Source organism: Streptomyces djakartensis, from assembly GCF_014651075.1.
Taxonomy (GTDB): Bacteria; Actinomycetota; Actinomycetes; order Streptomycetales; family Streptomycetaceae; genus Streptomyces; species Streptomyces djakartensis.
The window spans coordinates 65,050-91,020 of the sequence record NZ_BMWE01000025.1; the positions used below are offsets into that span (position 1 = coordinate 65,050).

Genomic DNA, 25,971 nt, shown 5'->3' on the forward strand with positions numbered 1-25,971 from the left:
TCACTCCTCGACGAGGAGCCTCTCCCGGAGCTGCGCCAGCGTGCGTGCCAGCAGCCGGGAGACGTGCATCTGCGAGATGCCGACCTCCTGCGCGATCTGCGACTGGGTCATGTTGCCGAAGAAGCGCAGCAGCAGGATCCGCTTCTCGCGCGGCGGAAGGTCCTCGAGCAGCGGCTTGAGGGACTCCCGGTACTCCACGCCCTCCAGCGCCTCGTCCTCCGCGCCGAGGGTGTCCGCGACCGCCGGGGACTCGTCGTCCGTGTCGGGGACGTCCAGGGACAGCGTGGAGTACGCGTTGGCGGACTCCAGGCCTTCCAGGACCTCCTCCTCCGAGATCGACAGCTTCTCGGCGAGCTCGTGGACCGTGGGGGAGCGGCCGTGCAGCTGGGACAGCTCGGCCGTGGCCGTGGTCAGCGCCAGGCGCAGTTCCTGCAGCCGGCGCGGCACGCGCACCGCCCAGCCCTTGTCGCGGAAGTGCCGCTTGATCTCGCCGACGACCGTCGGGGTCGCGTAGGTCGAGAACTCCACGCCGCGGTCCGGGTCGAAGCGGTCGACCGACTTGATCAGCCCGATCGTGGCGACCTGGGTCAGGTCGTCCAGCGGTTCGCCGCGGTTGCGGAAGCGGCGCGCGAGATGCTCGACGAGCGGCAGGTGCATGCGGACCAGCTGGTTGCGCAGGTCCGCGTACTCGGGACTGCCGCTGCTCAGGGTGCGCAGTTTGAGGAACATCTCCCGCGCCCCGCTGCGGTCCGGGGAGCCGTGCTGTGCGCCCCGCGTGCGGTGTGCGCTCGGCGTTTCGTCCTCGGAGTGTCGCTCGTGCTCGCTCATCGTCCCGCCCGTCGCCCTTCCCCGAGCCCTCGCCTCCTCCGCCGCACTCGACTTCGCGCGAGTGGGTGGACCCCCCTGGGCAGGGGATGCGGTGATCCCCCCGCGCGGAGGCGCGCTCCGCACGGCACCTTCCCGGTCCGGCCGCCCGTCGCCCGGGAGGACGATCCCCGAGGAGTCGTCCTCCGGGTGCGGGCGGGCCTGCTCGGGGATGCCGTCGATGCCGGCCGCCATGCGCGGGGCCCCGCTGGGGCTCGCGCCCTTGCCTGTGCCCTCGGCCGGCAGCTCTCGTGTGCTGCGCTCTTCGTCCCGCACCGGCCCGTCCTCGTCCCTCACGCCGGCCCGGGTCCCGCGCCGCGCTGTTTGTAGAGGCTGATCGAAACGGTTTTGTCCTTGTCCACGGCAGAGGAGACCTTGCCCGCGAGAGCGGACAGGACGGTCCAGGCGAAGGTGTCCCGCGAGGGGGCATGACCATCCGTGGTCGGTGCCGAGACGGTGACCTCGAGTGAGTCGTCGACGAGGCGGAAGACACAGCTGAGCACCGAGCCGGACACGGCCTGCTGAAGCAGGATCGCGCAGGCCTCGTCCACCGCGATGCGCAGGTCCTCGATCTCGTCGAGGGTGAAGTCCAAACGGGCCGCGAGACCGGCCGTGGCCGTACGCAGCACCGACAGGTAGGCACCCGCAGCCGGCAGCCGGACTTCCACGAAGTCCTGGGTCGCGGGCTCGCCTGCGATCTGGGACACCCTCACCTCCATGGTGGTACAAGCGTTCTAGGGCCGAGGGTCGCCCCTCGGGGGTAAACGCGATACGTGGTTCAGCGGTGACGCTATCGCGCTCTTGACGATCCTGTCCCCGGGACCCCAACCCTGTGCCGTCACTCACAGTAAACCCGTGGATACGCTCCGTGTCTAGGGGTTGGGCGGGCCCAAATGGGAAGAGCGCGCGCCGGGTTGACGTACCCAGACGTCAGACGGTCGAACCGTCCTGGTCGAACCGTCCTTCGCCCGGGTCCTGTCCGGGGCGTGCCGAGTCACACCAGGACATGATCGACGAAGCACCATCGCCAGGTCTCCCCGGGCTCGTGCGTCCGCATCACGGGATGACCGGACTTCCTGTGGTGTTCCGCCGCGTGCCGCCCCGGCGAGGAGTCACAGCAGCCGACGTGACCGCAGCTGAGGCACAGCCGTAGTTGCACCGGATCCATGCCCTCCGCCAGGCACTCCGGACACGTCTCGCTGAGCGGGACGGGATCGGGGTCCGGCAGCGCGTCGGCGTGCGTGCACTGTTTCATGATTGCCAGGTTACGACGGTCGCGCGGAAGACCGCGGGGAAAAAGAGGGCGGGCGAGAACCATGGACGTGATGCCACTGCTGCTGCTCGTGGCGGGCAGCGCGGCGATCGCCGCGGCCGCGCGGCGCACCCCGGTGCCGGCACCGCTGCTGCTGGTGGCGGTCGGACTGGCGATCAGTTATGTCCCCGGCGTGCCGGACTACACCCTCGACCCGCACATCGTCCTTCCTCTCCTCCTGCCCCCGCTGCTGTACACGGCCGCGACCGACAGCTCCTACCTCGACCTGCGGGCGCAGGTACGGCCGGTCGCGCTGCTGTCCGTCGGATACGTGCTCTTCGCGACCTTCGTCGTCGGCTGGGCCCTCTACCTGATCGTGCCGGACCTGCCGCTGACCGCGGCCCTGGTCTTCGGCGCCGTGGTGGCCCCGCCGGACGCGGTCGCGGCGACGGCGGTGGCGCGGCGGGTCGGGCTGCCCTCGCGGATCACCACGATCCTCCAGGGCGAGTCGTTGCTGAACGACGCCACCGCGATCACCGCCTACCGGGTCGCCCTCGCGGCCGCCGTCGGCGAGGGCGCGACCTGGGCCGAGGGCATCGGTGAGTTCGTGCTGGCGGCGGTCGGCGGAGTCGTGGTGGGGCTGCTGCTGATGGCGCCGATCCACTGGCTGCGCACACACGTGAAGGAGGCGCTGCTCCAGAACACCCTCTCCCTGCTCATTCCGTTCGTCGCGTACGCCGTCGCCGAACAGGTGCACGCCTCCGGAGTCCTCGCGGTCGTGGTCGTGGCGCTCTACCTCGGGCACCGCGCCTGGGAGGTCGACTTCGCCACGCGTCTGCAGGAGGAGGCGGTGTGGAAAATGGTCGCCTTCGTCCTGGAGTCGGCGGTGTTCGCGCTGATCGGGCTGCAACTGCCGGTGGTGCTGAGGGGCCTCGGGCAGTACGAGGGTGCCGTGGCCGCCTGGTACGCGTTCGCCGTCTTCCTGGTGGTCGTCGCCGCCCGCTTCGTGTGGGTGTATCCGGCGACCTTTCTGCCGCGGCTGCTGTCCGCGCGGATCCGGGAGCGGGAGCAGAGCCCGACCTGGAGGGGGCCGTTCGTCATCGCGTGGGCCGGCATGCGGGGTGTGGTCTCCCTCGCGATCGCCTTCTCGATCCCGCTCACCCTGCACGACGGCGCGGAGCCCTTCCCGCACCGCAACCTCATCCTCTTCCTGACCTTCACCACGGTCATCGGGACGCTGGTCGTCCAGGGCCTGACGCTGCCACCGCTGATCCGGCTGCTGAAGTTCCCCGGGCGGGACGCGCAGGCCGAGACGCTCGCCGAGGCCAACGCGCAGGCGCAGGCCTCCCGGGCCGCCGAGCGGCGCCTGGACGAACTCCTCGCCGACGAGCGCAACACCCTGCCCGCTCCGCTCGCCGACCGGCTGCGCACCGTCCTGGAGCGCCGCCGCAACGCGGTCTGGGAACGGCTCGGACAGGCCAACCCGGTCACCGGGGAGTCCGTCGACGACACCTACCGGCGGCTGTCCCGAGAGATGATCAGTGCCGAGCGCGAGGTGTTCGTCAAGCTCCGGGACGCCCGCCACATCGACGACGAGATGCTGCGGACGCTGCTGCGCAGGCTGGACCTGGAGGAGGCGGCGGCGTTCCGGGAGGCGGCGTAGCGCTGAACCGGCACTCAGGGGCTGCCGGACGTCACGGGAAGGGACGACCGGTGATCACCGCCGCCACGGCCGTCCCGCGCGGGAAGGCACCTTCGCCGGCCAGGGCCACCAGCGCGTACAGCAGCTTCGCCACATACAGGCGTTCGACGGGCAGATCATGCCGTCGTTCGAAGTCCGCCGCGAAGGCGTCCAGCTCGGCGGGCACGCGCGCGTAGCCGCCGAAGTGGAAGCGGTCGTCGAGGTGCCAGGTGCCGCGGGGGCCACCGAACGCCTGGTGCTGCAGGGCCCCGACCTCGGCGGTCAGGAAGCCGCCCTTGAGGACCGGTACGCCCAGGGCGCGCTGCCCCGGAGCGAGACCGGCGGCCAGCCCCGCCAGGGTGCCGCCGGTGCCGCAGGCCACGGCGACGACGTCGGCCTGGCCGCGCAGCTCGGCGCCGAGCGCCAGGCAGCCCCGGACCGCCTCGGCGTTGCTGCCGCCCTCGGGGACGACGTACGCGTCCTCGGCGTCCGCGGCGCGCAGCAGTGCGGCCAGGGCGCGCGGCTCGCTCTTGCGGCGGTAGGCCGCCCTGTCCGTGAAGTGCAGCCGCATCCCGTCGGCCACGCAGCGGGCCAGCGAGGGATTGAGGGGCCGGCCGGCCAGCTCCTCACCGCGTACGACTCCCACCGTGGGGATGCCGAGCAGCCGGCCGGCCGCCGCCGTGGCTCGCAGGTGGTTGGAGTAGGCCCCGCCGAAGGTGACGACGGCGCGGCCGTCCGCCGCCGCGAGATTCGGCGCCAGCTTGCGCCACTTGTTCCCGATCAGCTCCGGGTGGATCAGGTCGTCCCGCTTCAGCACGAGCCGGACGCCGCGGCGCTCCAGCCGTGCGTCCACGACCTCCTGCACGGGCGAGGGCAACCGGGGGTCCAGAGCCGCGAGCCGGGGCCAGTCGGGGGTGTCGGGGCCGGTCACCTCGTCATTGTCACCCGGGCCGGGAGCGGCCCGGCATTCGGCCCTTCCCTCCCGCGGCCGCCGGAATCTCCCGCCGCTGCCCAGTAGTACGAAGATCCATTCCCGCTCTTTCGTGTAATAGCACCGACACGCTCCGTGAGGAAGGCTTGGGCGTGCACATCGATGCCCGAGGCGTATGGGCGTCGGTCACAACCGGGAGGGCAGTTCTCATGTCGGTAGGCGAAGAGGTCCGCACGGAGCAGACCAAGCCGCAGCAGAGTCTCGGCACGGCGGCCGCGCGGAACCTGGCCACCACGACCAAGTCCGTGCCGCAGATGCAGGAGATCAGCTCCCGCTGGCTGCTGCGGATGCTGCCCTGGGTCGACATCCAGGGTGGTACGTACCGGGTGAACCGGCGGTTGACGTTCGCCGTGGGCGACGGCCGGCTGACATTCGTGAAGACCGGCGACCGCGTCGAGATCATCCCCGCCGAGCTGGGCGAGCTGCCCGCGCTGCGGTCGTACGACGACGAGGAGGTCCTCTTCGAGATCGCCCGCCGCTGCGAGCAGCGGGAGATCCCGGCCGGCGAGGTGATCACCTCGTTCGGCAGCCCGTCCGACGAGGTGTACCTGCTGGCGCACGGCAGGGTGGAGAAAGTCGGCACGGGCCCGTACGGGGACGACGAGTCCCTAGGAGTCCTCGCCGACGGCTCCTACTTCGGCGACGACGCGCTGCTCAACGAGGACGCGATCTGGGAGTACACGGCCCGCGCGCTCACCGCGTGCACCGTGCTGGTGCTGCCCCGCCAGGAGTTCGCACAGATCGCCGAGCGCTCGGACACCCTGCGCGAGCACCTCCAGCAGCACCGCTCGATCCCCTCGCAGCGCTCCAACAAGTACGGCGAGAAGGAGATCGACCTCTCCGCCGGCCACTCCGGTGAGCCGGACATCCCGCACACCTTCGTCGACTACGAGGCCAGGCCCCGTGAGTACGAACTGAGCGTGGCCCAGACCGTGCTGCGCATCCACACCCGCGTGGCCGACCTCTACAACCAGCCCATGAACCAGACCGAGCAGCAGATCCGGCTGACGGTCGAGGCGCTGAAGGAGCGCCAGGAGCACGAGCTCATCAACAACCGCGACTTCGGCCTCCTGCACAACTGCGAGTACGACCAGCGGATCCAGCCCCACGACGGCGTGCCCGGCCCGGACGACATGGACGAGCTGCTCAGCAGGCGCCGCGGTACCAAGCTGCTGCTCGCCCATCCGCGCGCCATCTCCGCGTTCGGCCGCGAACTCAACAAGCGCGGCCTCGTCCCCGAGACCATCGACATGGCCGGCAACCGCATCCCGACCTGGCGCGGTGTGCCGATCTTCCCGTGCAACAAGATCCCGGTGACGGAAGCGCGCACCACGTCGATCATCGCGATGCGTACGGGCGAGAGCGACCAGGGCGTCATCGGTCTGCGGGCTTCCGGAATCCCGGACGAGATCGAGCCGAGCCTCTCGGTGCGCTTCATGGGCATCAACGAACAGGCCATCATCAAGTACCTGGTCACGGCCTACTACTCGGCCGCGGTCCTGGTACCGGACGCGCTCGGCATCCTGGAGAACGTCGAGATCGGCCGCTGGCGGTGACCCTTCCGGTACGTCCGCCGTGTCCCAGCCCGCCCGGGCGGGTAGACCCTCGGGGTACGCGCCCAGCGGCAGCGGAAGCGCCATCGTCCGCTCCTTCTCCGAGGCGGTCCCATGGGTGAGTCCCTCGCGGAGTTCAGGACGGATCCGACGCTGCCCGCGCCCGGCGGGCGGCGCGACACCGAGCCCCGGCGTGCGGCCGGGGCGCCGGAGAGGCGGAAACCCGCCGGGGGCGAGAGGGAAGGCCTGCCGGGACCGGCCGAGGGACACGAGGCGGTCATGCTCCTGGACCGGGCCCGGGCGGAGGTCGACCCGGTGCTGCGGGCCGCGCTCGACTCGCTGCCCGGGCCGATGCGCCGGATCGGGCTCTACCACTTCGGCTGGGAGCAGGCGGACGGCACCCGCGCCGAGGGCGGCTCGGGCAAGGCGATCCGGCCCGCGCTCGTCCTCGCCGCGGCGGCCGCTCTCGGCGGACCCAGGGCACGGACGGGGGCCGTCCGGGCTGCCGCCGCGGTGGAGCTGATCCACAACTTCACGCTGCTGCACGACGACGTGATGGACCGGGACGCCACCCGCCGGCACCGGCCCACCGCGTGGACGGTGTTCGGGGACGCCGACGCGATCCTCGCCGGGGACGCCCTCCAGGCGCTGGCCCTGCGACTGCTCGCTCAGGACCCGCATCCGGCGGCGTCCCGAGCCGCCGCTCTGCTCGCGGACTGCGTGGTCGAGCTGTGCGCGGGACAGCACGCGGACACGGCCCTCGAGCGGCGCGGCCCCGGTGAGGTCACGCTCGATGAGGTGCTCGCCATGGCGGAGGCCAAGACGGGCGCGCTGCTGGGCTGCGCCTGCGCGATCGGCGGTCTCTACGCGGGCGCCGGGGACGCGGACGTGGCGGCGCTCGACGCGTTCGGCCGGGAGGCAGGGCTGGCCTTCCAGCTCATCGACGACGTCATCGGCATATGGGGCGACCCGCGCCGCACCGGCAAGCCGGTCGGAGCGGACCTGGCCGCCCGAAAGAAGTCCCTGCCGGTCGTGGCGGCCTTCGCATCCGGCACGCCGGCGGCGGCCGAACTGGCCGAACTGTACGCCCGGCCCAGCGAGAAGGAGGACCTGGACCACATCGCCCTGACCGTGGAGCGCGCGGGCGGCCGTGACTGGGCCCAGAGTCAGGCGGCCGACCGGATGGCCCTGGCGATGGAGCAACTGGCGCGCGCCGTACCGGATCCGGAGGCGGCGGGCGGTCTGCTCGCCCTCGCCGAGTTCGTGACACGGCGCAGCAGCTGACGACGGGCACCCTTCGGGCGGCCGAAGGGCAGAACCCCGGAGCGCCCGGGTCGTGCGGTTCCTGACCCCGCATGGCCCGGGCCTCCGGCCGGGCGGGCCCCGCACTTCCCCACGGTGTGCGGGGCCCGCCCCACGGCCGTACCCGGCCGTGCGAGTCCGTGGGCACCGGCTGGCCGGCGACCGGCACTTCGGGCAGATGCCCGGCCAAATCGCGCCAAGCTTGCGCCCTGCTCTCCGGTACGGCCCCTCGGTCGCCCTACGATCAACGCCCGTCGGGACGACTGAAGGGGCGGGACATGGGCGTGGCGATCCGGACGGCGGGTGAGGAAGACCGGGACCTGGTCGTCCGGCTGCTCGACGAGGCGTTCCGGGACGACCCCGTCAGCGCCTGGGTGTTCCCCGGTGCGAAGGACCGCCGGGCTCACCACCCCGGGCTCATGGCCGCCTTCACCGACATCGTGCTCGCCGCCGGGCGCATAGACGTCACCGAGGACGCCTCGGCGTGTGCGCTGTGGATGTCCATACCGGCCGACGATCACGGCGGCGACGCCCAGGACGAAGGTCCGTCACAGGTGCGGGAGGCCGTCGACCCGGACAACGAGCGCATCGAGCAGATCGGCCGGCTGACAGCGGCCATCCACCCCTCCGGGCGGGCCCACGAGTACCTGTGGATGATCGGCGTGGCCCCCGGGCGCCAGGGCGAAGGCCTGGGCACCGCGCTCATCGAGTCGGTCCTCGACCGGTGCGACCGCGAGGGGACGCCCGCCTACCTGGAGGCGAGCAGCGCCCGCAGTCGCAGGCTGTACGAGCGCCTCGGCTTCGAGCAGAGCGGCCCGGTCCTCACCCTCCCGGAGGGCGGCCCGGCCATGTGGCCGATGTGGCGCGAGCCCCGCGCCCGCAAGAACCCCTGATGTACGGCTCGGGCATGCCGATGTTCGGCGCCCGATTCGCGATCTCGCAGTTCACCGTGGAGTCGGTGCGGACGTTCGGCAACGGGGTGCCGGTGCGCACGTACAGCAGGAAGCGCTGAGCCCCCGGCCGTCCTACTCTGAGGACATGGGCAGCGAAGAACACGTCTGTCCGTCCTGCGGACAGCCAGTGGAAACAGTCGTCCGGCGCCACAAGACGCTGGGCACGTGGGTCCCGCTGTGGGTGCCGGGCCCCTGCCGCAACCCCGAGTGCGCGGCCTACGACGCCACAGGAGCCGGGAACGAGGAGACCGGACCCCTGGAGCACACCCGGCCGCCAGAGGACACCGCCCCACCCGCGACCGGCCGACCCGGGACGGCTCCCGGAGAATCCGTCGCGAAAAATCCCTGAGCCCGTGTCGAGAATCCCGGCCCGGCTCCGACGTCCCCTGTGAAGAGCCGCCCACCCGGGTGGCGCGAGCCGAAGGAGCGGACCGATGAAGTACCTGGTCATGGTGCAGGGCACGCAGGCGGACTACGAAGCGATGCGCGGCAAGGCGTCGGCGACCTCCCCCGCCTGGAGCGAGGAGGAAGTGCAGGCCATGTTCGCCTACATGGGCGCCATCAACGACGACCTCTCCGAGACCGGCGAGCTCGTCGACGCGCAGGGCCTCGCCGAGCCGGCGCAGACCCGGCACGTCACCGTGGGGGGCGACGGCAAGGCCTTGATCACCGACGGACCGTACGGCGAGACCAAGGAACTGCTGGCCGGCTACTGGGTCCTGGAATGCGAGAACCTGGAACGAGTCACGGAGATCGCCGACCGCGTCGCCCGCTGCCCCCAGCCGGCAGGCGCCCCCGACCACCCGGTCGTGATCCGTCCGATCATGGACGGCTCCGGGGACATCTGAGCACCGGCCGACACCGACGGACGCGCCGGTGAGAAACACACCCGAGGTCGAGGACCTGCTGCGCCGGAACGCGCCGCAGGTCCTCGGCGCGCTGGTCAGACGGTACGGCCACTTCGACGCCGCCGAGGACGCCGTGCAGGAGGCGCTCCTCGCGGCGGCCGGCCAGTGGCCCGGGACGGGTGTGCCGGACAATCCGCGTGGCTGGCTGATCAAGGTCGCCTCACGGCGGCTGACCGACGCCCTGCGCAGCGAGGAGGCCCGGCGGCGGCGCGAGGAGCGGGCGGCGGCACTCACGCCCCGGGACGCCTTCACCGCATCACCACCCGCGGAGCGGGCCCCCCGCGCGGACGACACCCTCTCGCTGCTCTTCCTGTGCTGCCATCCCGACCTGGCGCCGCCCGCGCAGATCGCGCTCACCCTGCGTGCCGTCGGCGGTCTGACCACAGCGGAGATCGCCCGCGCGTATCTGGTGCCGGAGGCGACGATGGCACAGCGGGTGAGCCGGGCCAAGCAGAAGGTGCGAGGCGTGCGCTTCGGCCGGCCGGAGCGCTGGGAACAGCGGCTGCCGTCCGTTCTGCAAACCCTCTACCTGATCTTCAACGAGGGGTACACGGCCACCTCCGGCGCCGCGCTCCAGCGCCGCGACCTGGCGGGCGAGGCCGTCCGCCTGACCCGCGCCGTCCACGCGCTGCTCCCCGACGACGGCGAAGTGGCCGGCCTGCTCGCCCTGATGCTGCTCACCGACGCCCGCCGCGACGCGCGCACCGGACCGAGCGGCGAGTTGATCCCCCTCGACGAGCAGGACCGCGACCGCTGGGACAGGGCCGCGATCGACGAGGGGGTCGCGATGGTCACCCAGGCCCTGTCCCGGGGCCGGCCCGGGCCGTACCAACTGCGGGCCGCGATCGCCGCCGTACACGACGAGGCACCCTCACCCGAGGCGACGGACTGGGCGGAGATCCTGGGCCTGTACGACGTCCTCGTCGGCCTGGTCCCCGGTCCGGTCGAACGCCTCAACCGCGCGGTCGCCGTCGCCATGGTCCACGGCCCGCGCACAGGGCTGAAAGAACTGGACGCCCTTGCAGGGGAGTTGAAAAGTCACCGGCTGGACGCCGTGCGAGGTCATCTCCTGGAACGCGCGGGCGAACCCCAAGCCGCCCGCACCGCCTATGAGTCGGCGGCCGCGCAGACCCTCAGCCTGCCCGAGCAGCGCTATCTCCGGGCGCGGGCGGCGCGGTTGAGGGACTAACGTGTGAGGCATGGGCATGACGGGGGAGCGGCGTCGCAGGGTCTGGCGCTGGGCAGTGATCGTCTGGGCGGCCGCCGTGGCCGTCGCGGGCGGGCTGACGCTGTGGATGCAGGACTCGACGGAGCCCGGGGGACCGTACCGGTGGGAGCAGGCGAACCCCGACGAGACACCTGACCTGCCGCCCTGTCCGACGCCTGAGGAGGGCCTGGCCGCCTGCGCGTACAGCGAGGCGGACTAGGTGTGCTGTCCCGCATCACCGTCCGGCAGCCGGGGGTTGCGCAGCCCGGCGTTGCGGGGTGCTCGGCGTGGGTGCTGGGGCCGGGGCGTTGCGCAACTCGGCGCGACGAGGTGCCGCTGCGCCCACCCGTGCCGCCCAAGCGGCACGACTGCCCGCAGCTAGGGCGGCCACGACTGCCCGCAGCTGGGACGGCCGGCAGCCGGGTACGTACGGAAGGGGACGTGTCGGGGGGTGTCCGCCCGCAGCGGTTGGCGCGTCAACGGACAGTCACTCGTCATCCGACTCCGTCGCGCCGTTCCGAGGACGGACACCCCCCGGCACGTCCCCGACCCCCCACCCGGCTCCGCCACGTCGTCTATGCAGGAGCAGCGTGACGAACGGGCTCCCCGGCGTCCTCGGCCCACCCACGACGAAGGGGCCCGGCCGGGTCGTCCCCGGCCGGGCCCCTTCGCGTGCAAATGGACTTCAGGCCTTCTTCGTCTCCCAGAAGATCTTGTCGATCTGGGCGATGTAGTCCAGAGCCTTCTGGCCCGTCGCCGGGTCGGTCGAACCCTTGGCGGCCGAGAGGGCCTTGAGGGTGTCGTTGACGAGCTGGTGCAGCTCCGGGTACTTCTCGAAGTGCGGGGGCTTGAAGTAGTCGCTCCAGAGCACCGAGACGTGGTGCTTGGCGAGCTCGGCGCGCTGCTCCTTGATGACGGTGGCACGCGCCTGGAAGTGCGGGTCGTCGTTGCCGGCCATCTTGTCCTGGATGGCCTTGACCGACTCCGCCTCGATGCGGGCCTGGGCAGGGTCGTACACACCGCAGGGAAGGTCACAGTGGGCGCTGACCTTGACCTTGGGGGCAAACAGGCGGGAAAGCATGGAGCATTCCTTCCTCGTGATCGTCTTCTCACAGGGGACATTACTCCGTGGGGGAGGGGTTTTCGCGAGTGCCCCCTTGGGCTTAGGACAAAAGTCCGGGGCGAGACTGAGACTGGTGGAGCAGGAAAACGGGGAGGTGCCGGTTGATGCCGGAGCTGTCGCAGGAGTCCCAGCGGGGGAGGCCGGCCCCCTTCGGGGTGGCCGAGGTCACCGGGCCGTCCATGGTGCCCACGCTGTACCACGGGGACCTGCTCCTGGTGCGCTACGGAGCCCGGGTCGGGCCCGGCGACGTCGTCGTGCTGCGGCATCCCTTCCAGCAGGACCTCCTGGTCGTCAAGCGGATCGCCGAGCGCCGCGGGGGCGGCTGGTGGGTGCTCGGGGACAACGCGTACGCCGGTGGCGACAGCACCGACTACGGCGTCGTGCCGGACGACCTGGTGCTGGGGCGGGTCCGGTTCCGCTACCGGCCGCTCAGGCCCGGCCGGCGCTCGACCTGGAGGCTGCTCCGCTGGGCCTTCTCGGCCGCCAGGCCAGTTTTCTCCGGCAGGCCCGGCCGGGTCGTCTCCAGGCGCTTGCGGGCCCGGTAGGCGGCCACGTTGGCCCGGGTCGCGCAGCGGTCGGAGCAGTAGCGCCGGGAGCGGTTGGTGGAGGTGTCCAGGTAGGCGTTGCGGCAGGGCGCGGCCTCGCACAGGCCGAGGCGGTCCACGCCGTACTCGGTCAGGTGGAACGCCAGGCCCATCGCCGCGATCGCCGCGTAGCCCGCCGTCGCGTTGGACGGGTGGTCCGCCAGGTGCATGTGCCACAGGGGGCGGCCGTCGTCGTCGCGGACGTCGTGCCCGGACACTTGCGGGCTCACCGGGAACTCCAGCAGCAGCGAGTTCAGCAGGTCGACGGCGAGTGTCTCGTCGCCCGAGTCGGCCGCCTCGAACACGGCGCGCAGCCGGGTCCGGACCGCGCGGAAGCGGGTGACGTCCGCGTCGGTGGCGCGGCGGGCCGCCGACTGGTTGCCGCCGAACAGCGCGCGAACGGCCTCGACCGACGTCAGGGTGTCCTTGCCCCGGGCCGGTTCCTCGGTGTTCACGAGACGCACGGCGTAGTCCGAGTAATAGGCAAGTTCCACTTGTAATCCTTACAGACGGCTTTATGGTCGTGTGCGCGCAGCTGTAACAGCTGATGATGTATCCAGGCTATTACGAGGGAGGGGGTCGACGACGGACGCGGACACACACCGCACGCCGGGCGCGCCCTGCCCCCCGGGGGTGCCTTGCCGCCGGCGCCGATGCAGGGCAGCGAAAAGGGGCGGTACGGAGTACCCGTACCGCCCCTTCGCCGTGTGCGCCGTCAGAGCACCTTGGACAGGAAGGACTTCGTCCGCTCGTGCTGGGGGTTCGTCAGCACCTCGCGCGGGTGACCGGACTCGACCACCACACCGCCGTCCATGAAGACCAGGCTGTCGCCCACCTCGCGGGCGAAGCCCATCTCGTGGGTGACGACGATCATCGTCATGCCGGACTCGGCGAGGTCGCGCATGACGTCCAGGACGTCACCGACGAGCTCCGGGTCCAGTGCCGAGGTCGGCTCGTCGAACAGCATCAGCTTGGGATCCATGGCGAGCGCCCGGGCGATGGCCACGCGCTGCTGCTGGCCGCCGGAGAGCTGGGACGGATAGTTGCCCGCCTTGTCGGCCAGCCCCACCCGGTCCAGCAGTTCCATGGCGCGCAGCCGGGCCTGGCCCTTGTTCGCGCCCTTGACCTGGACCGGCGCCTCCATGACGTTCTCGACGGCCGTCATGTGCGGGAACAGGTTGAAGCGCTGGAAGACCATGCCGATGTCCCGGCGCTTCCGCGCGACCTCGCTGTCCTTCAGCTCGTAGAGCTTGTCGCCCTTCTGGCGGTAACCCACCAGCTCTCCGTCGACGTACAGACGGCCGGCGTTGATCTTCTCCAGGTGGTTGATGCACCTGAGGAAGGTCGACTTGCCGGAGCCGGAGGGGCCGATGAGGCAGAACACCTCGCCGGACTTCACCTCCAGGTCGATGCCCTGGAGGACCTGTACGGGGCCGAAGGACTTGTGGACACCCTCGGCCTTCACCATGGCGGTCATGCGGTGCCTCCCGTCGGCTTCGAGCGGCTGGACAGGGACAGCACGTTCGCCTTGATCTTCTGCAACGGCGTGGGCGGGAGCGACCGGCTCGAGCCACGCGCGTAGTACCGCTCCAGGTAGTACTGGCCGACGCTGAAGACCGAGGTCAGCAGCAGGTACCAGGCCGCCGCCAGGAACAGCATCTCGGCGGGGGCGCCGGAGGTCTGGCCGATGTCCTGGGCGGCGCGGAGCAGCTCGGGATACTGGACGACCGAGACCAGCGAGGTCGTCTTCAGCATGTTGATGACCTCGTTGCCCGTCGGCGGCACGATCACGCGCATCGCCTGCGGGATGACGATCCGGCGCAGCGTCCGGGCGTGGCTCATGCCGAGCGCGTGCGACGCCTCCGTCTGGCCCTCGTCGACCGAGAGCAGACCGGCGCGGCAGATCTCCGCCATGTACGCGGCCTCGTTGAGGCCGAGGCCCAGCAGCGCCGTCAGGAACGGGGTCATGAAGTCCGACCACTCGTCCTTGTAGAACGGCCCGAGGTTGATGTACTCGAAGACCAGGCCCAGGTTGAACCAGACGATCAGCTGGACCAGGACCGGGGTGCCACGGAAGAACCAGATGTAGAACCACGCGATCGACGAGGTCACCGGGTTCTTCGACAGGCGCATCACGGCGAGCAGGACGCCGCCGATGACGCCGATCGCCATGGACAGGACCGTCAGCAGGAGGGTCTTGCCGACGCCGTCCAGGATGCGGTCGTCGAAGAAGTAGTCCGGGATCGCATCCCAGTTGATCTTGCCCTGGGAGAACGCGTAGACGACGCCGCCCAGCAGTGCGAGGGCGACGACGGCGGAGACGTACCGTCCGTAGTGCCGGACCGGAATGGCCTTGATGGCCTCCGGCCCGGCCGGGGGCGTGTCGCCCGTCGTCTTGTCGATGTCAACAGTCACGGGTGTTGCCTTTCAGTGCCGCTGCGTCGCGGTCACTTGCCGCCGTTGATCGTGGCTTCGTCGATGGCGCCGTCGGTGACGCCCCACTTCTTCATGATCTTCTCGTACTCGCCGTTGTCGATGATGGCGTCCAGCGCGGCCTTGAGGGCGTCCCGCAGCTGGGTCTGGTTCTTGGCGACCGCGATGCCGTACGGAGCGGCCTCGACCTGCTCGCCGACCAGCTCGAAGTCCTTGCCGCCGCCGGACGTCTTCACGGCGTACGCGGCGACCGGGAAGTCGGACGAGCCGGCGTCGGCGCCGCCCGCCCGCAGGCGGGTCTGGGCCTGCTGGTCGTTGTCGAAGGGCTCGATGGCGATCTTCTTGCCCTTCGGGCACTTCTTCGACTCGGCCTTGGCGAGGTCCTCGGAGACGGTGCCGCGCTGCAGCACGATCTTCTTGCCGCACAGGTCGGACCAGGTCTTGATGCCCTGGTCGTCGCCCTTCTTGGTGTAGATCGACACGCCGGCGGTGAAGTAGTCCACGAAGTCGACGCCCTCACCGACCTTCTTGCCGGTGTCGGAGTCGATGCCCTCCTGGCGGTCCTTGGTGTCGGTCATCGCGGACATGGCGATGTCGTACCGCTTGGAGCGCAGACCGGTGATCAGCGTGTCGAAGGTGCCGTTCTCGAACTGGAAGTCGACCCCGAGCTGCTTGCCCATGGCGGCGGCGAGGTCAGGGTCGATACCGACCGTCTTGCCCGCGTTGTCCTTGAACTCGACAGGGGCGTACGCGATGTCGGAACCGACCTTGATGACGCCCTTGTCGCGGATCGACTTGGGCAGCTTGTCGGCGAGCGGCGCCGTGGTCGTGGTGCCGCTGTCCGAGCCGTTGTCCTTGGTCTGGTCACCGCATCCGGTGAGCATCAGCGTGCCTGCGACCGCGATCGCACCGAGCGCTGCTAGCCGGGAGTGCGCGGCGGTGGTACGACGGGTGGAGCTTGCGGTCATGGTGGGTTCCTCCGGCGGATGGGTGGAGTTGCCGATGGGGCGGTGCGCTGCCGAGGGTCGGCAGTGCCGTAGGTCGACGGGACCACACGTCTTCGAGTGTCGCGACCTTGTGTGATTACGGCATCTTGCCATTCGGACTGCGCCATTCTGGGGGCCAGCCATGTCAAAATCGGATAACGGGCGATCCCCGAACCGCATCACTCCGGTACATCACGGCCGGACCTTCTAAGGGAATGATTCCCTCCGGCCGAAAGATCTTCGGTGAAACCCGGGATTTCGATACGGGGGCCGAGAGCTTCGCGGACGCTTGAGCGGTTGCCGAGGGTTTGTCCAGGCCTTGTCCTGATATTGGATGAAGAGTCCGGGCGCTGCCATGTGACCTTCGCGTTATGGACTCGTCGTCGGCCTGGTCCGTCCGGTAAGAAGGGTCTTTACACCCCTCATCCGGGGCTCAGGGCGCGTGTGCGGCGCGCCCGTCGCGTATGTGCCCGTACGTATCCCGTACACAGCACCATCAGGGCCATACGCGGTCCCGCCCACCCCTCACCAGGAGTGGCAACCCTCGAACCAATGAAGATTTAAGGGGTAAAACGAAGTGGCAGCGGAGATCGTCAATCCTCGCAGCGAGAGCAAGACCGGCGATACGGGCGGCGAGGGCGGTGCGGAGCCCCTCGACTCCTTCGACCCGGCCTTCGCGCTGCACCGCGGCGGCAAGATGGCTGTGCAGGCCACGGTGCCGGTCCGTGACAAGGACGACCTGTCCCTGGCGTACACGCCCGGCGTCGCGAAGGTGTGCAGCGCGATCGCGGAGCAGCCGGAGCTCGTGCACGACTACACGTGGAAGTCATCGGTCGTGGCCGTCGTGACGGACGGCACGGCCGTGCTGGGGCTCGGTGACATCGGGCCCGAGGCCTCCCTCCCGGTGATGGAGGGCAAGGCGATCCTGTTCAAGCAGTTCGGTGGTGTGGACGCGGTTCCGATCGCGCTGAACTGCACGGACGTCGACGAGATCATCGAGACGGTGGTGCGGCTGGCGCCCTCGTTCGGTGGGGTCAACCTGGAGGACATCTCGGCGCCGCGGTGCTTCGAGATCGAGCGGAAGCTGCAGGAGCGGCTGGACATCCCGGTCTTCCACGACGACCAGCACGGCACGGCGATCGTGACGCTGGCCGCCCTGCGGAACGCCGCGCGGCTGAGCGGGCGGGCGCTGGGGGAGCTGCGGGCCGTCATCTCCGGCGCCGGAGCGGCCGGGGTCGCGATCGCGAAGATGCTGGTCGAGGCCGGGATCGGGGATGTCGCGGTGGCCGACCGCAAGGGTGTTGTGTCGGCGGGCCGGGACGACCTCACGCCGGTGAAGCGGGAGCTGGCCGGGTTCACGAACAAGGCGGGGATCACCGGGTCCCTGGAGGCGGCGCTGGCCGGGGCCGATGTGTTCATCGGGGTGTCCGGCGGGACGGTGCCGGAGGACGCGGTCGCGTCCATGGCCAAGGGGGCGTTCGTCTTCGCCATGGCGAACCCCAATCCTGAGGTGCACCCCGAGGTCGCGCACAAGTACGCGGCCGTCGTCGCCACCGGGCGGTCGGACTTCCCGAACCAGATCAACAATGTGCTGGCGTTTCCGGGGATCTTCGCGGGGGCGCTGCAGGTGCGGGCGTCGCGGATCACGGAGGGGATGAAGCTGGCCGCCGCGGAGGCGCTGGCGTCTGTCGTCGGGGACGACCTCGCGGCCGACTACGTCATCCCGTCGCCGTTCGACGAGCGGGTCGCGCCGGCGGTGACGGCGGCTGTGGCGGCGGCGGCTCGGGCCGAGGGTGTGGCTCGGCGCTGATGCCGTAGGTGTGTGTGGAGGTGGCCCTGCCCTGGAGGCGGGGCCATTTCTTTGCGTTGCGTGTTGCGTGTTGCGCGTTGCACGTTGCGCGTGCCGCTGGGTGGGGGGTCGGGGCCGTGTCGGGGGGTGTCCGTCCTCGGAACGGCGCGATGGAGTCGGATGAAGAGTGACTGTTCGTTGACGCGCCAACCGCTGCGGGCGGACACCCCCCGACACGTCCCCTTCCGTGCGTACGCGGCTGCGGGTGCGTCGTGGCCGCCCTAGCTGCGGGCAGTCGTGCCGCTTGGGCGGCACGGGTGGGCGCAGCGGCACCCCGTAACGCCGGGCTGCGCAACGCCCCGCCCCCAGCACCCACGCCGAGCGCCTGACAAGAGGGTGTGTCTCACACCGGCCGGTTGTTCCACCGGCCCGGCTCGGAACCTATCGTCAAGGTCATGTTCGCTGTCTACGCCGCCCGAATCGACCGCGACCAGCCGCTGACCGGCCTCGAGTTGGGAGAGCGCCCGGCTCCCGAGGCCCGCCCCGGCTGGAGCGCCGTCACGGTCAAGGCCGCCTCCCTCAACCACCACGACCTCTGGTCCCTGCGCGGCGTAGGCCTCGCGGAGGACAAGCTGCCGATGATCCTCGGCTGTGACGCCGCCGGCGTCGACGAGGACGGCAACGAGGTCGTCCTGCACTCCGTGATCGGACAGAGCGGGCACGGGGTGGGCCCCAAGGAGCCCCGTTCCATCCTCACCGAGCGGTATCAGGGCACCTTCGCGGAGCAGGTCGCCGTACCGACGTGGAACATCCTGCCCAAGCCGAGGGAACTGTCCTTCGAGGAGGCCGCCTGCCTGCCCACCGCGTGGCTGACGGCGTACCGGATGCTGTTCACCAACGCGGGTGTCCGGCCGGGTGACTCCGTGCTGGTGCAGGGCGCCGGCGGTGGTGTCGCCACGGCCGCCATCGTGCTGGGCAAGGCGGCCGGGCTGCGGGTCTTCGCCACCAGCCGGGACGAGGCCAAGCGGAAGCGGGCCGTGGAGCTGGGGGCCGTCGAGGCGCTGGAATCCGGGGCGCGGTTGCCGCAGCGGGTCGACGCGGTGATCGAAACCGTCGGGGCCGCCACCTGGTCGCATTCGGTGAAGTCGCTGAAGCCCGGCGGCACGCTGGTGATTTCCGGTGCCACCAGCGGGGACCGGCCCTCGCACGCCGAACTGACCCGGATCTTCTTCCTCGAGCTCAAGGTCGTCGGTTCCACGATGGGCACCAAGGACGAGCTGGAGGACCTGCTCTCGTTCTGTGCCGCCACCGGTGTGCGGCCGGTCATCGACGAGGTGCTGCCGATGGACCGCGCACGTGAGGGCTTCGAGCGGCTGGCGTCGGGTGAGCAGTTCGGGAAGGTCGTGCTCGTCAATTCCTAGTGTGTCTGCGTTTGCTGTTCGGCGGCCGGTCCGGGTTCGGGCCGGCCGTTCCGTTTGTCAACGAGGGTTGACGAGGAGGGTATGTCAACGTAGGTTGACGGCATGACCGAAGCAACCGATCTGGCCGAGCGCGCCGGCGACCGTGATCCACGGGTCGGCCTGCGGGCCGTCGCCGCGCTGCGCAGGCTGCTGGAGCAGCTGGAGACCGTGCAGGTGCGCAACGCGCGCAACCAGGGCTGGTCGTGGCAGGAGATCGCCACCGAACTCGGTGTGAGCAGGCAGGCCGTGCACAAGAAGTACGGGAGGCGTTGATGTTCGAGCGGTTCACGAAGGACGCCCGGGATGTGGTGAAGGGCGCCTTCGAGTATGTGGAGGGGAGTGGGCGCGGGCGGTGTGTGGAGCCGGAGCATCTGCTGCTTGCCCTGCTCGATCGGGAGGGCGGTCGTGGGTCGTTCGCGCTCAGCGCTCTCGGGGTGGGTGGGCGGCGGGAGTCCGTGCGGCACGCGCTGCGGGAGGCGCGGCGGCGTGCCGGGCTGTCGCAGGCCGACACGGACGCGCTCGCCGGGCTCGGGATCGATGTGGCGGAGGTCGTCGCCCGGGTGGAGGAAGTGCACGGGGTGGGGGCCATGGCGGGCGACCGGCACGACAAGGGGTGGCGGTCGGGGCGGCCGTCCTTCGGGCGCGGCGCCAAGGACGTGCTGGAGCGTTCCCTGCGGGTCGCTCTCGCTCAGCGGGACCGGCACATCGGTGATGAGCACATCCTGCTGGCCCTGGCCGCGCGCCCCGGTGTGCCGGCCGAGGTCCTCGCCTGCCATGGGGCCACGTACGGGTCCCTGGTGCGGGTGCTGTACGGGGGCGGCGAGGCCAAGGCCGGGTGACGGGTGGTACCCCGGGCCGTCACTTCCCCGGGGTGCGCAGCAGAGCTCCTATCCGGGCCGCCGCCGTCGACAGGTGGCGGCGGGCGTCGCGCAGCTGGTCGGCCGTGACGCCGTGGTCGCGGGCCGTGTCGCGGATGTCGTCCCGGAAGCGGTCGAGCAGGCGGTCCAGGTCGCGGGCCGGGTCGCCGGTGGACTCCGTGGCCTCCTCGTGGGCCCAGGCCGGTTCGTAGGTGGCCGGGAAGTCCTCGGCCAGAGGTTCTGAGCGGGGCTTGGAGGACGGCCTGCCGGCCCAGTCGAAACTGAAGTCCTTGCCGTAGTTCTTTCCGAACTCACCCACCTCCTTCGCCAGTTCGCTCAGGCCTTCGCGCAGTCCCGTCGGCCAGTCACCGCGTGTGAAGTGGTCCTGGACCTGCTCCTGGACGCGGCGGGCGATGCGCTGCACCTGCTCCTGGGCCTCCTTCGCCTGGTGGCGGGCGCGCTGCGCGTCCTCGCGGGCGCGGCGGCTCTCGTCCTTGGCGCGCCTGGCCTGCTCCTTCCACTCCTGCCGGGCGCGCCGCATCTCCTCCTTCGCGATGCGCCAGGCCTCCTTGTCGCCGAAGTTCGCGGAATCCCCGAAGGGCGTGTCCTTGGCGCCACGTGACCCGTTGGCGGTGTCCCGGCGGGCCTCGGTGGCGGCCGCGCGCATCTCGCGGCGCAGGTCGCCCGCGGCCCCGCGGACGTCGGCGCGGATCTCCGCCGCCAGTTCCGCGACCGAATCGCGGATCTCCAGCTCCAGTTCGGCCAGCTCGCCGCTGCGTGCGGCCAGTTCGGCACGGCCGGCGTCGGTGATCGAGTAGACCTTGCGGCCGCCTTCGGTCGTGTGGGTGACCAGGCCCTCGGCCTCCAGCTTGGCCAGGCGCGGGTAGACCGTGCCCGCCGACGGTGCGTACAGCCCCTGGAAGCGCTCCTCGAGGAGGCGGATCACCTCGTAACCGTGGCGGGGGGCCTCGTCCAGCAGCTTGAGCAGGTAGAGGCGGAGGCGGCCATGGGCGAAGACGGGAGGCATGTCAGAGCACCTTCTTGTCGGTCGTGCCGTCGGCCGGGGAACCGGTGTGGTCGGGGTCCCGGCCGGAGACGGAATTGTCTCCCGAGCCGGTCTGCGGGTCGTCCTTCGGGGCGGCCGGTGCGTGGTCCTTCCGCGGTTCGTCGTCCCCGGTGGGGCGGTGCAGCAGGGCGATCGAGCCGGAGACGGTGGTGGCCCGCAGTGTGCCGGTGCCCGCGCCGAGGCGGCCGGTGATCTTGTGGGCGCCCCACCGGCCGTGCACGCGTAGATCGTCGAAGGTGTTGGAGATGGCGCCGCTCGCCGTGTTGGCCTCGACCTCCGCGTCCGCCGGGTACGGCAGCCGGATGGCGATCTCGCCCGAGACGCTGGTGAGCCGCACGTCCGTGGGGCCCTCCGGGGCCAGGTCCACGATCATGGAGCCGCTGATCGACTCGGCCCGCACGGAGGAGCCGGAGCCCTCGACCACCGTGAGGTCACCGGAGACCGAGTTGAAGCGCAGGTCGCCGGTCACGTCCTGGGCCTCGACGCTCCCGGAGACGGTGTCGGCGCGAACCGGTCCGGAGAGTCCCACGAGCGTCGTGTCGCCGGTTACCCCCTTCACCGCTGAGGGGCCCTCTATGCCGGAGAGCACGGCTGCCGCGCCGACCACTCCGACCTCGACCCGCGTGCCGGCCGGGACGGCCAGGGAGACCACCGCGCTGCGGCGTCGGCCCTTGCCTTCCAGCCACTTGAGGAAGCCCTCCCAGGGCAGGTCCTCGTACGTCACCGTCAGCGTGCCGCCCTGCCGGGTCACCACCAGGGGCGGCCCCTCGATCTCGGAGACTTCCAGGTGGGCGGGACCCTCGTCCGTGCCCACCACGTTCACCCCTCCGTTGACGAGGCGGACGCGGAGATCGCTCACCGGCTCGTCGAAGGTGAGTTTCGTCGGCTCCGTGACGGACCACTCGGACATACTGCCTCCCCGGATCGACGCGCCATATCGCGTCTTCTTCGATTCACGATATATCGTGGTGGGGGGAAGTCAAGGTGTCCGTTCCGGAGACGGTGAGATCGGATGCCCTCAAATGCGGATAAATCGCCCTCGGGTGGGTGTCTGGGACAGCGGTTCTTGACTCGTGTGACACGGGGACCCGCGCACGGCGGCGCGGCACCCGGGTCGCCGTCCGCCAAGCCGCGAACGCGGCGACCCGGGTCGGGTTCCTACTCGTCGTCCTCGTCGTCCAGCCGCGCCAGCCACGTGGCCAGGCGCTCCACCGGCACCTCGAAGTCGGGGTTGAGATCGACGAACGTGCGCAGCTGCTCGGCGAGCCACTCGAAGGTGACCTCCTCCTCGCCGCGCCGCTTCTCCAGTTCCTCGATGCCACGGTCCGTGAAGTACATGGCTCAAGGATATGCGGCCGGGCCGCACCCCCTGGTGGGGATGCGGCCCGGTGACGTGCGACGGGATGCGAGGGCTACGCCTCGAACACCTCACGCACCAGCTGCTCCTGCTCGGCCTGGTGCCGCTTCGCGGAACCCACCGCCGGGGACGAGGAGTGCGGACGCGAGATGCGGCGCAGGCGCTCGCCGTGCGGGACGTCCGCGCCGACCGCCAGGTCCAGGTGGTCGATCAGGTTGAGCGCGATGAACGGCCAGGCACCCTGGTTCGCCGGCTCCTCCTGGGCCCACAGGTACTTCTCGGCGTTCGGGTACTTCTTGATCTCCGCCTGGAGCTCGGCACCCGGCAGCGGGTACAGGCGCTCGATGCGGATGATCGCCGTGTCCGTCACGCCGCGCTTCTGACGCTCGGCCTCGAGGTCGTAGTAGACCTTGCCCGCGCAGAAGACGACCTTCTTGACCGCGGCCGGGTCGACCGACGCGTCGCCGATGACCGGCTGGAACTGCCCGGTCGTGAACTCCTCCGCCTTCGCCGCCGCCGCCTTCAGACGCAGCATCGACTTGGGCGTGAAGACCACCAGCGGCTTGTGGTGCGGGTTGTGCACCTGCCACCGCAGGAGGTGGAAGTAGTTCGACGGCGACGTCGGCATGGCGACCGTCATGTTGTTCTGGGCGCACATCTGCAGGAAGCGCTCCGGGCGGGCCGAGGAGTGGTCCGGGCCCTGGCCCTCGTAGCCGTGCGGCAGCAGCAGGACGACGCCGGAGGTCTGGGCCCACTTCTGCTCGGCCGACGAGATGAACTCGTCCACGACCGTCTGCGCGCCGTTGACGAAGTCGCCGAACTGCGCCTCCCACATCACGAGCGCCTCGGGACGGGCGAGCGAGTAGCCGTACTCGAAGCCCATCGCCGCGTACTCGGAGAGGAGGGAGTTGTAGACGTTGAGCCGCGCCTGGTCCTCGGAGAGGTACTGCAGCGGCGTGTACTCGTCGCCCGTGCTGCGGTCGATGATGACCGCGTGACGCTGGCCGAACGTGCCGCGCTGCGAGTCCTGGCCGGCCAGACGGACCGGGACGCCCTCCAGCAGGAGGGAGCCGATCGCGAGGGTCTCGCCCATGCCCCAGTCGATGGTGCCGTCCTCGACCATCGCCGCCCGGCGCTGCAGCTGCGGCAGCAGACGCGGGTGGACGGTGATGTGGTCGGGGATGTTGACCTGGGACTCGGCGATCCGCTTGACGACCTCCGTGGTCACCGCGGTGTTCACGGCGACCGGGAACTCCGCCTGCGGGTCCGACGGCTCGACCGTGGCCGGCTGGGAGGTGGCCTCGCGGACCTCCGTGAAGACCTTCTCCAGCTGGCCCTGGTAGTCCTGCAGCGCCTGCTCGGCCTCTTCCAGGGTGATGTCGCCGCGACCGATGAGGGACTCGGTGTACAGCTTGCGCACCGAGCGCTTCTTGTCGATCAGGTCGTACATCAGGGGCTGGGTGAAGGCCGGGTTGTCCGACTCGTTGTGACCGCGGCGGCGGTAGCAGATGAGGTCGATCACCACGTCCTTGTTGAACGCCTGGCGGAACTCGAAGGCGAGCCGCGCCACGCGGACGACGGCCTCGGGGTCGTCGCCGTTCACATGGAAGATCGGGGCCTCGATCATGCGGGCCACGTCCGTCGCGTACATGGAGGAGCGCGAGGACTCGGGGGCCGCGGTGAAGCCGACCTGGTTGTTGATGACGATGTGGACCGTGCCGCCGGTGCGGTAACCGCGCAGCTGCGACATGTTCAGGGTCTCGGCCACCACGCCCTGGCCCGCGAAGGCCGCGTCCCCGTGGATCGCCACCGGCAGGACCGTGAAGTCCGTGCCGCCCTTGCCGATGATGTCCTGCTTGGCGCGGGAGACGCCCTCCAGGACCGGGTCGACGGCTTCGAGGTGCGAGGGGTTCGCGACCAGGGAGACCTTGATCTGCTCGCCGTCCAGGCCCGTGAAGGTGCCCTCGGCGCCCAGGTGGTACTTCACGTCACCGGAGCCGTGCATCGACTTCGGGTCGAGGTTGCCCTCGAACTCGCGGAAGATCTGCGCGTACGACTTGCCGACGATGTTGGCGAGGACGTTCAGGCGGCCGCGGTGGGCCATGCCGATGACGACCTCGTCCAGGCGGGACTCGGCGGCCGAGTCCAGCACCGCGTCCAGCAGCGGGATGACGGACTCGCCGCCCTCCAGGGAGAAGCGCTTCTGGCCGACGTACTTGGTCTGCAGGAACGTCTCGAAGGCCTCGGCCGCGTTCAGCCGGCGCAGGATGCGCAGCTGCTCCTCGCGCTCCGGCTTGGAGTGCGGGCGCTCGACGCGGTCCTGGATCCACTTGCGCTGCTTGGGGTCCTGGATGTGCATGAACTCGATGCCGGTGGTGCGGCAGTACGAGTCGCGCAGGACGCCCAGGATGTCGCGCAGCTTCATCATCGACTTGCCGGCGAAGCCGCCGACGGCGAACTCGCGCTCCAGGTCCCACAGGGTGAGCCCGTGCTCGGTGATGTCCAGGTCGGGGTGCTTGCGCTGCTGGTACTCCAGCGGGTCGGTGTCGGCCATGACGTGGCCGCGGACCCGGTAGGAGTGGATCAGCTCGAAGACGCGGGCGGCCTTCGTGACGTCGTCGTCGTGGCTGGCGTCGATGTCCTTGAGCCAGCGGACCGGCTCGTAGGGGATGCGCAGCGCCTCGAAGATCTCGTCGTAGAAGTTGTTCTCGCCGAGCAGGAGGTTCGCGACCTGGCGCAGGAACTCGCCGGAGGCGGCGCCCTGGATCACCCGGTGGTCGTAGGTCGACGTGAGCGTCATGACCTTGGAGACGCCGAGCTTGTTCAGGGTGTCCTGGGAGGTGCCCTGGAACTCCGCCGGGTAGTCCATGGAGCCGACGCCCATGATCACGGACTGGCCGGGCATCAGGCGGGGCACGGAGTGCACGGTGCCGAGGCCGCCCGGGTTGGTCAGGGAGACCGTGACGCCGGAGAAGTCGTCCATCGTCAGCTTGCCGTCGCGGGCGCGGCGGACGATGTCCTCGTAGGCCTGCCAGAACTCGAAGAAGTTCAGCGTCTCGGCCTTCTTGATCGCCGCGACGACCAGCTGGCGGTCGCCGTTCGGCTTGACCAGGTCGATGGCGAGACCGAGGTTGACGTGCTCCGGCTTGACCAGGGTCGGCTTGCCGTCCACCTTCGCGAACGAGTAGTTCATCGCCGGCATGGCCTTGATCGCCTGGACCATGGCGTAGCCGATGAGGTGCGTGAAGGAGATCTTCCCGCCGCGCGCCCGCTTGAGGTGGTTGTTGATGACGATGCGGTTGTCGAACAGCAGCTTCACCGGGACCGCGCGCACGGACGTGGCCGTGGGCAGCTCCAGCGAGGCGTCCATGTTCTTCGCGACGGCGGCGGCGGGGCCGCGCAGCACGACCTGCTCGGGGCCGGAGGGGGCCTCGGCGGCGGGCTCGGCCTTCTTCGCGGCGGCGGCCGGCTTGGCGTCGGCCGGCTTGGCGGCCGGAGCGGCCTTCGCCGGAGCGGGCGCCTTGGCCGGGGCCTGCGCGGCGGGCTTCGGCTGAGCCGGAGCCTTGGCGGGAGCCGGCGCGGCGGCCGGCTTCTCGGCCGCGGGG

General features: G+C 70.6%; 25 protein-coding genes and 2 pseudogenes. 14 read left to right on the forward strand and 13 right to left on the reverse strand.

What is annotated here, in order from left to right; all coding sequences use genetic code 11:
- The 3 genes from IE212_RS30570 to IE212_RS30580 form a co-directional block, all read right to left on the reverse strand.
- Positions 1-1,140 (reverse strand): RNA polymerase sigma factor SigF, encoded by a 1,140-nt coding sequence (locus IE212_RS30570; protein WP_190201238.1) that lies wholly within the window; start codon positions 1,138-1,140, stop codon positions 1-3.
- 17 nt (positions 1,141-1,157) lie between these two features.
- Positions 1,158-1,571, reverse strand: coding sequence for an ATP-binding protein (locus IE212_RS30575; protein WP_190201212.1), 414 nt, complete (start codon positions 1,569-1,571; stop codon positions 1,158-1,160).
- 287 nt (positions 1,572-1,858) lie between these two features.
- Positions 1,859-2,119 carry a UBP-type zinc finger domain-containing protein gene (locus tag IE212_RS30580; protein ID WP_190201213.1) on the reverse strand — a complete coding sequence of 87 codons (261 nt, stop codon included), beginning with the start codon at positions 2,117-2,119 and terminating at the stop codon, positions 1,859-1,861.
- 61 nt (positions 2,120-2,180) lie between these two features.
- Between IE212_RS30580 and IE212_RS30585 the strand changes: the two genes are divergently transcribed.
- Complete coding sequence (locus IE212_RS30585; protein ID WP_190201214.1) at positions 2,181-3,779, forward strand: Na+/H+ antiporter; 1,599 nt, start codon at positions 2,181-2,183, stop codon at positions 3,777-3,779.
- Positions 3,780-3,810: 31 nt separating this feature from the next.
- Here IE212_RS30585 and IE212_RS30590 read toward each other — a convergent pair whose 3' ends face one another.
- Positions 3,811-4,728, reverse strand: coding sequence for a 1-aminocyclopropane-1-carboxylate deaminase/D-cysteine desulfhydrase (locus tag IE212_RS30590; RefSeq protein ID WP_190201215.1), 918 nt, complete (start codon positions 4,726-4,728; stop codon positions 3,811-3,813).
- A 209-nt stretch (positions 4,729-4,937) separates the two neighbouring features.
- Here IE212_RS30590 and IE212_RS30595 point away from each other — a divergent pair, with 209 nt between their 5' ends.
- The 8 genes and pseudogenes from IE212_RS30595 to IE212_RS30625 all read left to right on the forward strand — a co-directional run bounded on the left by IE212_RS30595 (position 4,938) and on the right by IE212_RS30625 (position 10,931).
- Positions 4,938-6,344, forward strand: coding sequence for a family 2B encapsulin nanocompartment shell protein (locus tag IE212_RS30595; RefSeq protein WP_190201216.1), 1,407 nt, complete (start codon positions 4,938-4,940; stop codon positions 6,342-6,344).
- 111 nt (positions 6,345-6,455) lie between these two features.
- Positions 6,456-7,625: a family 2 encapsulin nanocompartment cargo protein polyprenyl transferase gene (locus tag IE212_RS30600; RefSeq protein WP_190201217.1), complete on the forward strand. Its 1,170-nt coding sequence runs from the start codon at positions 6,456-6,458 to the stop codon at positions 7,623-7,625.
- Between the two features lie 296 nt (positions 7,626-7,921).
- Positions 7,922-8,536, forward strand: a complete 615-nt coding sequence (locus IE212_RS30605) for a GNAT family N-acetyltransferase (RefSeq protein ID WP_190201218.1) — start codon at positions 7,922-7,924, stop codon at positions 8,534-8,536.
- Positions 8,530-8,655: pseudogene (locus IE212_RS30610) on the forward strand (dihydrofolate reductase family protein); the annotation flags it as partial. The gene IE212_RS30605 and the pseudogene IE212_RS30610, both read left to right, overlap by 7 nt.
- Before the next feature lie 26 nt (positions 8,656-8,681).
- A complete protein-coding gene (locus IE212_RS35215; protein ID WP_229864648.1) occupies positions 8,682-8,945 on the forward strand; it encodes an LITAF-like zinc ribbon domain-containing protein in 264 nt (87 codons plus the stop codon).
- 85 nt (positions 8,946-9,030) lie between these two features.
- Positions 9,031-9,444: a YciI family protein gene (locus IE212_RS30615; RefSeq protein WP_190201219.1), complete on the forward strand. Its 414-nt coding sequence runs from the start codon at positions 9,031-9,033 to the stop codon at positions 9,442-9,444.
- A 28-nt stretch (positions 9,445-9,472) separates the two neighbouring features.
- Positions 9,473-10,693 carry an RNA polymerase sigma factor gene (locus IE212_RS30620; protein ID WP_190201220.1) on the forward strand — a complete coding sequence of 407 codons (1,221 nt, stop codon included), beginning with the start codon at positions 9,473-9,475 and terminating at the stop codon, positions 10,691-10,693.
- Between the two features lie 10 nt (positions 10,694-10,703).
- A complete protein-coding gene (locus IE212_RS30625; RefSeq protein ID WP_229864649.1) occupies positions 10,704-10,931 on the forward strand; it encodes a hypothetical protein in 228 nt (75 codons plus the stop codon).
- 465 nt (positions 10,932-11,396) lie between these two features.
- On the opposite strand, the gene sodN is transcribed toward IE212_RS30625, so the two are convergent.
- A complete protein-coding gene (gene sodN, locus IE212_RS30630) occupies positions 11,397-11,792 on the reverse strand; it encodes a superoxide dismutase, Ni (protein WP_190201221.1) in 396 nt (131 codons plus the stop codon).
- A gap of 221 nt (positions 11,793-12,013) precedes the next feature.
- Here sodN and IE212_RS35220 point away from each other — a divergent pair.
- Positions 12,014-12,187: pseudogene (locus IE212_RS35220) on the forward strand (S24 family peptidase); the annotation flags it as partial.
- Positions 12,188-12,252: 65 nt separating this feature from the next.
- Here IE212_RS35220 and IE212_RS30640 read toward each other — a convergent pair.
- From IE212_RS30640 to IE212_RS30655, 4 genes are all read right to left on the reverse strand, one after another.
- Positions 12,253-12,912: a CGNR zinc finger domain-containing protein gene (locus tag IE212_RS30640; protein WP_229864650.1), complete on the reverse strand. Its 660-nt coding sequence runs from the start codon at positions 12,910-12,912 to the stop codon at positions 12,253-12,255.
- Positions 12,913-13,133: 221 nt separating this feature from the next.
- Positions 13,134-13,895, reverse strand: a complete 762-nt coding sequence (locus IE212_RS30645) for an amino acid ABC transporter ATP-binding protein (protein WP_308430259.1) — start codon at positions 13,893-13,895, stop codon at positions 13,134-13,136.
- The gene (locus tag IE212_RS30650; RefSeq protein WP_190201223.1) at positions 13,892-14,833 is read right to left on the reverse strand and encodes an amino acid ABC transporter permease; all 942 of its coding nucleotides are present in this window, start codon (positions 14,831-14,833) and stop codon (positions 13,892-13,894) included. Before IE212_RS30650 ends, IE212_RS30645 begins: the two co-directional genes overlap by 4 nt.
- Positions 14,834-14,865: 32 nt before the next feature.
- On the reverse strand, positions 14,866-15,819 hold the full coding sequence (locus IE212_RS30655; protein WP_190201224.1) for an ABC transporter substrate-binding protein: 954 nt from the start codon (positions 15,817-15,819) through the stop codon (positions 14,866-14,868).
- A gap of 595 nt (positions 15,820-16,414) precedes the next feature.
- On the opposite strand from IE212_RS30655, the gene IE212_RS30660 reads away from it, so the two are divergent.
- The 4 genes from IE212_RS30660 (at position 16,415) to IE212_RS30675 (ending at position 19,925) form a co-directional block, all read left to right on the forward strand.
- Complete coding sequence (locus tag IE212_RS30660; protein ID WP_190201225.1) at positions 16,415-17,647, forward strand: NAD(P)-dependent malic enzyme; 1,233 nt, start codon at positions 16,415-16,417, stop codon at positions 17,645-17,647.
- Positions 17,648-18,081: 434 nt separating this feature from the next.
- Positions 18,082-19,047: a zinc-binding dehydrogenase gene (locus IE212_RS30665; RefSeq protein ID WP_190201226.1), complete on the forward strand. Its 966-nt coding sequence runs from the start codon at positions 18,082-18,084 to the stop codon at positions 19,045-19,047.
- Positions 19,048-19,149: 102 nt separating this feature from the next.
- Entirely contained in the window at positions 19,150-19,359 is a 210-nt protein-coding gene (locus IE212_RS30670; RefSeq protein WP_190201227.1) for an HTH domain-containing protein, read from the forward strand.
- Positions 19,359-19,925, forward strand: a complete 567-nt coding sequence (locus IE212_RS30675; protein WP_190201228.1) for a Clp protease N-terminal domain-containing protein — start codon at positions 19,359-19,361, stop codon at positions 19,923-19,925. Before IE212_RS30670 ends, IE212_RS30675 begins: the two co-directional genes overlap by 1 nt.
- Positions 19,926-19,944: 19 nt before the next feature.
- Here the strand turns inward: IE212_RS30675 and IE212_RS30680 are convergent, their stop codons facing one another.
- The 4 genes from IE212_RS30680 to IE212_RS30695 form a co-directional block, all read right to left on the reverse strand.
- Entirely contained in the window at positions 19,945-20,970 is a 1,026-nt protein-coding gene (locus IE212_RS30680; protein ID WP_190201229.1) for a PadR family transcriptional regulator, read from the reverse strand.
- Between the two features lies 1 nt (position 20,971).
- Positions 20,972-21,919 (reverse strand): DUF4097 family beta strand repeat-containing protein, encoded by a 948-nt coding sequence (locus IE212_RS30685; RefSeq protein WP_190201230.1) that lies wholly within the window; start codon positions 21,917-21,919, stop codon positions 20,972-20,974.
- 248 nt (positions 21,920-22,167) lie between these two features.
- Positions 22,168-22,347: a DUF6104 family protein gene (locus IE212_RS30690; RefSeq protein ID WP_003992906.1), complete on the reverse strand. Its 180-nt coding sequence runs from the start codon at positions 22,345-22,347 to the stop codon at positions 22,168-22,170.
- Positions 22,348-22,421: 74 nt separating this feature from the next.
- Positions 22,422-25,971, reverse strand: a 3,550-nt coding sequence (locus IE212_RS30695) for a multifunctional oxoglutarate decarboxylase/oxoglutarate dehydrogenase thiamine pyrophosphate-binding subunit/dihydrolipoyllysine-residue succinyltransferase subunit (protein WP_190201231.1), incomplete at its 5' end; no start/stop codon positions are given.

Bases quoted from the DNA above. Each gene is read 5' to 3' on its own strand.
- IE212_RS30580 (WP_190201213.1), bottom strand. From the start codon at position 2,119: ATGAAACAGTGCACGCACGCCGACGCGCTGCCGGACCCCGATCCCGTC.
- IE212_RS30585 (WP_190201214.1), top strand. From the start codon at position 2,181: ATGGACGTGATGCCACTGCTGCTGCTCGTGGCGGGCAGCGCGGCGATC.
- IE212_RS30595 (WP_190201216.1), top strand. From the start codon at position 4,938: ATGTCGGTAGGCGAAGAGGTCCGCACGGAGCAGACCAAGCCGCAGCAG.
- IE212_RS30600 (WP_190201217.1), top strand. From the start codon at position 6,456: ATGGGTGAGTCCCTCGCGGAGTTCAGGACGGATCCGACGCTGCCCGCG.
- IE212_RS30605 (WP_190201218.1), top strand. From the start codon at position 7,922: ATGGGCGTGGCGATCCGGACGGCGGGTGAGGAAGACCGGGACCTGGTC.
- IE212_RS35215 (WP_229864648.1), top strand. From the start codon at position 8,682: ATGGGCAGCGAAGAACACGTCTGTCCGTCCTGCGGACAGCCAGTGGAA.
- IE212_RS30615 (WP_190201219.1), top strand. From the start codon at position 9,031: ATGAAGTACCTGGTCATGGTGCAGGGCACGCAGGCGGACTACGAAGCG.
- IE212_RS30625 (WP_229864649.1), top strand. From the start codon at position 10,704: ATGGGCATGACGGGGGAGCGGCGTCGCAGGGTCTGGCGCTGGGCAGTG.
- sodN (WP_190201221.1), bottom strand. From the start codon at position 11,792: ATGCTTTCCCGCCTGTTTGCCCCCAAGGTCAAGGTCAGCGCCCACTGT.
- IE212_RS30645 (WP_308430259.1), bottom strand. From the start codon at position 13,895: ATGACCGCCATGGTGAAGGCCGAGGGTGTCCACAAGTCCTTCGGCCCC.
- IE212_RS30655 (WP_190201224.1), bottom strand. From the start codon at position 15,819: ATGACCGCAAGCTCCACCCGTCGTACCACCGCCGCGCACTCCCGGCTA.
- IE212_RS30665 (WP_190201226.1), top strand. From the start codon at position 18,082: ATGTTCGCTGTCTACGCCGCCCGAATCGACCGCGACCAGCCGCTGACC.
- IE212_RS30670 (WP_190201227.1), top strand. From the start codon at position 19,150: ATGACCGAAGCAACCGATCTGGCCGAGCGCGCCGGCGACCGTGATCCA.
- IE212_RS30675 (WP_190201228.1), top strand. From the start codon at position 19,359: ATGTTCGAGCGGTTCACGAAGGACGCCCGGGATGTGGTGAAGGGCGCC.
- IE212_RS30680 (WP_190201229.1), bottom strand. From the start codon at position 20,970: ATGCCTCCCGTCTTCGCCCATGGCCGCCTCCGCCTCTACCTGCTCAAG.
- IE212_RS30685 (WP_190201230.1), bottom strand. From the start codon at position 21,919: ATGTCCGAGTGGTCCGTCACGGAGCCGACGAAACTCACCTTCGACGAG.
- IE212_RS30690 (WP_003992906.1), bottom strand. From the start codon at position 22,347: ATGTACTTCACGGACCGTGGCATCGAGGAACTGGAGAAGCGGCGCGGC.